The 5,542-nt window shown below is 31.3% G+C and carries 3 protein-coding genes and 3 pseudogenes; 3 read left to right on the top strand and 3 right to left on the bottom strand.

Going from position 1 to position 5,542, the window contains the following annotated elements; translation table 11 throughout:
- Window positions 1-424: 424 nt before the first annotated feature.
- Window positions 425-544, bottom strand: a pseudogene (locus AAIE21_RS29065) (winged helix-turn-helix transcriptional regulator); the annotation flags it as partial.
- A 441-nt stretch (window positions 545-985) separates the two neighbouring features.
- Entirely contained in the window at window positions 986-2,146 is a 1,161-nt protein-coding gene (locus tag AAIE21_RS29060) for a tyrosine-type recombinase/integrase (protein WP_343269853.1), read from the bottom strand.
- Window positions 2,147-2,501: 355 nt separating this feature from the next.
- On the opposite strand from AAIE21_RS29060, the gene AAIE21_RS29055 reads away from it, so the two are divergent.
- The 3 genes and pseudogenes from AAIE21_RS29055 (at window position 2,502) to AAIE21_RS29045 (ending at window position 4,634) form a co-directional block, all read left to right on the top strand.
- Window positions 2,502-3,485 carry a helix-turn-helix domain-containing protein gene (locus AAIE21_RS29055; protein ID WP_343269852.1) on the top strand — a complete coding sequence of 328 codons (984 nt, stop codon included), beginning with the start codon at window positions 2,502-2,504 and terminating at the stop codon, window positions 3,483-3,485.
- 220 nt (window positions 3,486-3,705) lie between these two features.
- Window positions 3,706-4,043 (top strand): annotated as a pseudogene (locus AAIE21_RS29050) (IS6 family transposase); the annotation flags it as partial.
- A gap of 384 nt (window positions 4,044-4,427) precedes the next feature.
- Entirely contained in the window at window positions 4,428-4,634 is a 207-nt protein-coding gene (locus AAIE21_RS29045) for a hypothetical protein (RefSeq protein WP_343269851.1), read from the top strand.
- A gap of 408 nt (window positions 4,635-5,042) precedes the next feature.
- On the opposite strand, the pseudogene AAIE21_RS29040 reads toward AAIE21_RS29045, so the two are convergent.
- Window positions 5,043-5,429: pseudogene (locus AAIE21_RS29040) on the bottom strand (IS4 family transposase); the annotation flags it as partial.
- Window positions 5,430-5,542: the final 113 nt, after the last annotated feature.

Below are 5,542 nucleotides of genomic sequence, written 5' to 3'. Positions count from 1 at the left end.
AAAGATAACTCTTGTTTTTGATGCATATTCATAAAAAGCACGTCACCCTTTCTCATTAACATAAGAGAATAGTAACGTGCTTTTAACTTCAAAAATAGTCTAAATCCTTAAGTTGATGGATGTGTGGCGATACCCCATCGCTATCAAGCTAACAAAACGCGAATTTCGTACGCTAAGAAGGTTCCATAAACGACCGTTTTCATTACTTTTTACAGAAATTAAATTAGATATATGTGTTAAAATTGAAAAGAAATTGTGAAGAAATATACTTAAGCTAACAGGGCTGTTTTCTTTAAGAAAAATAATATTAAAGGTGCACTTCTTTGAATCAAATGATGTCACATTTATAGTGAAAATAAGGATAGATAGAGTGTAGTATTTGACTCATCTATCCTTATTTTTTTCTCTTATATAACTGAAGGTTTTAAGAGTTGATTGTAGTAATGGATTCTTGCTCTTTGATTTTAGTTTCCATATATTTTTTACCCCATTCTCCCATAATATCAAGAACGGGGATAAAGTCTTTCCCGTGTTGTGTTAATGAGTATTCTACTCTAGTTCAAAAATAAATTAGGTTAGGGTATTTCTTTACTTTTCAAAATTATGTGGATGTCTTTTCTTTATATACGTACAATATTTAATTTTTTAATCATGTACTTGCATTAAAAGTAAAGGCATAATCTTCATAACTATAAGCGTAAAAATCTTCTGTATCTAATTTAATCCAATAAACAGCATCGATTTCTTCTTCAAACGTATTCATTAACTGTTCAATTATATTTTCTTTTATCATTTTATAGCAAGGTTCTACATGCTTCTCTATGGATATGTTTTATATTTAGGGAATCTTGGCGAAGTCTTTGTATCTTTGTAAGAAAAAACAGTAATAAACAGGGATTTGATTCATTTTGATTGTGTAAAAATTACATAACTAAAAAACGATAATACTGAAGTCCGATAAGACTGATTTATAAGGGAGATAAAATTAAAATTCATCCTCCGTTATCAAATTCCCTGCATCATTATCTTTCGTTAATCGTTGTTTCAAATAATTTTCTTTCGTGGTCCGATCATTTTTATGACCAACTGCAGCTGCTATGACATGAGGTGCTAGCCCCTTGTAATCATATAAGTACTGTACATAAAAATGTCTAAAGAAGTGAGGAGTAATTCGTATATTCTCTGTAAAGGGTAACTTGGTATCCTTAATGATTTTAGAAATATATTGTGACAAGTAATTCTCTCTATAAGCAGTATGGTTCTTTGTTTGAAATATAGCCCCACCATCTTTATTCCCAATGTCTACAGGTAACCTTCTCCGGATTCGAAATGCAACAATACGATTAAAAATCTCCTTATTAATAGAAACAATCCGTTCATTATCCCCCTTTGTATTTACTGTTAAATAATAACGTCCACGTATAGCGTCATACTCAAGATCTTCCCACATTGCATGCGCAACTTCTGCAACACGTAAGCCAGTGGTAGCCAAAACTGATAATAAAGCATAATTGATTTCATTATCCTTATAATAATGAAGCAACTGCTTCACTTCTTCATATGATAACTCGCGTTTTGGTTTATGGTGCTTATTAACGGTCGTACTTAGAATCTCCACATAAAGAGGTTCCTGGATATATTGAATTTCATATAGCCATTTCAAATAAGAACGGATCACACCAAGTTTCCTACTAATCGTAGATGCTTTGTATTTTTCTTTTGATTGATAGGAGATTGCCTCTTGGGACAACCATTTTTGATAATTACGGATATGGCGTTTCCTTAGATTCCTCCAGACTTGGCCAACTTTATAATCTTTTACATCTTGCTGCAGAAATTCTGTACTTTGTTTGATAAAGAAGTAAAACTGGCTTAGATCACGAGCATATAAAGTCCTAGATGCATCTTTGATACGTTTTTCTTGGTCAAAATGTGTTTGTCGGTTCAAGTAGTAGTACAGTATCTCTTCATCTGAAAATCCCTCGTATGTATATATATCTTCTCTTTCGTTATTTTCCTTTTTAAATTCAGCCTCATCTATATAATCACAATTCCATACTGCAATTATGTTTGTGAAATTTTGTTTTTGTTTCTCTATAGTTTCTAAAGAAGTTTCATTATGAATCGTATTTAATTCAAATCTCATTATCCTACAACTCCTTATTAATTCCCTTTATATCTATTATTATAACTGAAGTTCATTCAAAATTATTTACATAGTAAGATTAAATTTTATAAAAATGAAAATAAAAAGCAACCATAGAAAATGTTCTATTTTCTATGGTTGTAGGTTTCTTGATAAAATTAATAACACTTCATTCGATTTATAACATTATAAAAATGAATTTAATTAGAAATTACATTTTGTTATTAGATATATATTTAAATGGTTTATTTTTAATTTATGTTATAATAAGTTAAAATTGTTTATTTTATAAATTATAATTTACATAATAATATTATTTATTTTCTATAAAAATGTAATATTAGGGGGAACATGAATGCTGAATTCATACGAAATAAATATGACCACAAACGAAGTAAAAGAGTATTTAGATATTAGTCACTTCACATTTAATAATTTGATAAAACAGGGACAATTACATCCAATTAATAAGGATACATGGCGTTTAGATGGAAGCTTTTTATTTAAAAAAGAAGAAATAGAGAAATTAAAAGAAGAACTTGGGGTAGAAGGAATTACTTTATATCAAGCAAGTAAAGAGTACCATATCAGTATGTATCAACTCGAAAAATGGATAGAAGAGGGCGAGATAACTTGTACTATACAGGAGCATCGTAATCGCAAAACAAAATTTGTGAAAGAAGATGATGTCCGTGAATTTGTACAACAAATAGAGCGGAAAAATACAATCTATACATACTCACAAAAGCATAATGTAGTACTATTACAAAGATTTATGAAAGGGAATACGTTAGCACGTATTATCTCCATTCCAAAACGTGGGGATATCATACTACGTGATGAATTTGGAAATGACATGACGTTAGAGAATGCAATCAAAGTTGGATATAAGCCTGCCTATATTTTATCTAATCAACCGAGAAGTCACCATCAACGATTTGTGAAATTCCGCTTTCCTAAATCTTATCAATATCGAAATGATATTTTTCGATTTATAGATCTCATATTACAGTATGTATCACCGAGAAATTTAAAAATATCAGTAGAAGATGAATTTTGGTATTTTGATATTCGTCAATCTCTAGTATCATTACCACCTGGGATGCAAGCCGATTGGATGGATAATTTAACAACCTATATAATAGAAGGAAAAATGATACCACGTGTTAACAATAGTGTATATTTAGATAGCAATACTGTAACAAAGCCCGTAACTCTTACAAATAACGAGTATAAATCCATAAAAAAAATTGTGGAAGAAACAAATAGTTCCATCGAAGAATTTATTAAAGATGCTATTCAAGATAAAATTAATCAGCACTCACTTAATCAAGTATAAAAATTTTCTCAACCATAATATAGTAAATTTACTAAAAAATTCATATAAATTTACATTTAATTGTTCTATACTACAACTTATAGAGTTATTCTCCAAATCTCTATGTGCGTAGGACTATGCCTTCAACAAAAAGGAATCACTTTTTAGTGGTTCTTTTTTGTTAAAAATCTTTGAGTTAGGATTTAATCATATAAGTTTGGATCATGTGGATACTTCAAAACACCTACATAAATGCTTGAGCTTCCGTAACCTGGTGGAAATGATGGAGGAAAGAGGGGTATCCATTGCTCACACAACGATTATGCGCTGGGCTCATCAATATGGACCTCAATTAGAAGAAAAATTACGACATCATCTTAAATCAACAAATGATTCGTGGAGAATCGATGAAACCTATATTAAAGTAAAAGGTCAATGGATATATTTATATCAAGCTGTAGATTCCGAAAGGAACACCATTGATTTTTATCTTAGTAAATCAATAAATGAACAGCCAAGCGCTTTTCCAAGAAAGCCTTGGCTTTTTTGTATGTTTCTAAACTTCTTGTGTTAGTTGTGTGTACATTTCTAATCATTATTTGGGGGAGAACTCAATCCAACAAGTGATAATTTTATTATCGGCTACACTTTCAAAAGGATTGGCAATAGGGTGTGTAGGAAAACAATTTTCGTACGACTATAAGCACAAAAAATTTACGTTCCAAAGAAAATAACTTATCAGATTCGCTTGTAATGGGTTTTACAGAACGACCTAATACATCTGGTGTCCATTAAGAAATAGTTTCTTATTCAGTTTGTTAGGAGATTCATATGGATTTTTGAAGAAATAAGAAAATAACGGACAATTTTTCAGAAGATATTTCATATATTTGGTTATGTATTGGTATTTATCTTTCGTTCGAGTGGACAAAGCGATTTCAAAAGAAAGGAAGTGGGGGAACCATGATACATCGGTATGAAATTGATTTTTCAGTGATGTATGGTAGCAAAGAAAGAAGTTTACAATCAGCAATTATTTCAGCACGTTCTTTAGAGGAAGCAACCGAAAAATTGAAATCAGAAGTCAAGCGACGATTTGGGAAATGTCATGTAAAAATTATTACGACCAATTTATGTGTTTCAGAGGATAGCAGATATATGATTGTGTAACAAAGTCTTGTTTATACAACAAGGCTTTGTCTGGTTATGGTGCAAATGATAGTGTTTCAACTTGAATAAGTTTTGCTTTTCCATACTAATCACGTCCATTTTTAAAGTGCAAGTATTAGTATTTCCAAGTTTAGGAGATTACTTGCAAGAGTCTTGGAATTTTTACACCAAAACCTAAAACCGAGATACCCCCAAACTGAAAAAATGGGAGTATCTCGGTTTTATATATCCAACTCAATTTCTTTGTTCATAGTATTACTGCGTACATAGGGGTACCACCCCACATCCATCAACTTAAGGTATATTTTCATACAAAATGCGGTCTTTTCATATAGTTTATTATTATCTTTTATAGATTTTATAAAAGTGGGCATATCAAATAAACCCTGACGGGTTTCAATTTTTTTACTATGCTACCTGATGAGTAGAAGTGGTATACTCATAAACAACACCCAAAATATCAAAGACTGTCTTTTTCTCATAACGATGAGATTTTCGTCCGTTACGCTGTAGGAGGTTAAACAGACGAAGGAGAACCTTTGATAATTCTTGGGTGTTTTTGTGTAATGCTTGGTAAAAAAGTAAAAAATAATCCTTAATTATGTACATCGCTTTATATTCACTTAGCTCTTTCTGTTTCTTACGTAACAGGAGTTCTCGCATTTTAAACATAGTAGAAGAACATAATAGAATACTAATGAGTTGCCCATAAAGGTGACATTCTAATCGTTCTTGTTTAATAGATTTACAACGATGAATTTGAAACCAAGATTTCCATATCTTAAATAACAGCTGTCGGGTAAAAGACTGGCGCGGTATCAGTTGCGGCCCGTCTCCAGCCTCTCCCCATAAGAACTGCTCGTGAGGTTTTCCCTCAAGCAGCTCACCCCATAAACTTCGTCAAAAGG

Origin of the sequence: Paenibacillus sp. 102 (genome assembly GCF_039549175.1) — a bacterium.
In the GTDB taxonomy this organism is placed as follows: Bacteria; Bacillota; Bacilli; order Bacillales; family Bacillaceae_G; genus Bacillus_A.
The sequence above is the reverse complement of the archived record's forward strand: the minus strand, read 5'-3'. Positions and strand labels throughout refer to the sequence as shown.

Excerpts from the sequence above, each read along its gene's own strand:
- AAIE21_RS29055 (WP_343269852.1), top strand. The coding sequence starts at position 2,502 with ATGCTGAATTCATACGAAATAAATATGACCACAAACGAAGTAAAAGAG.
- AAIE21_RS29045 (WP_343269851.1), top strand. The coding sequence starts at position 4,428 with ATGATACATCGGTATGAAATTGATTTTTCAGTGATGTATGGTAGCAAA.
- AAIE21_RS29060 (WP_343269853.1), bottom strand. The coding sequence starts at position 2,146 with ATGAGATTTGAATTAAATACGATTCATAATGAAACTTCTTTAGAAACT.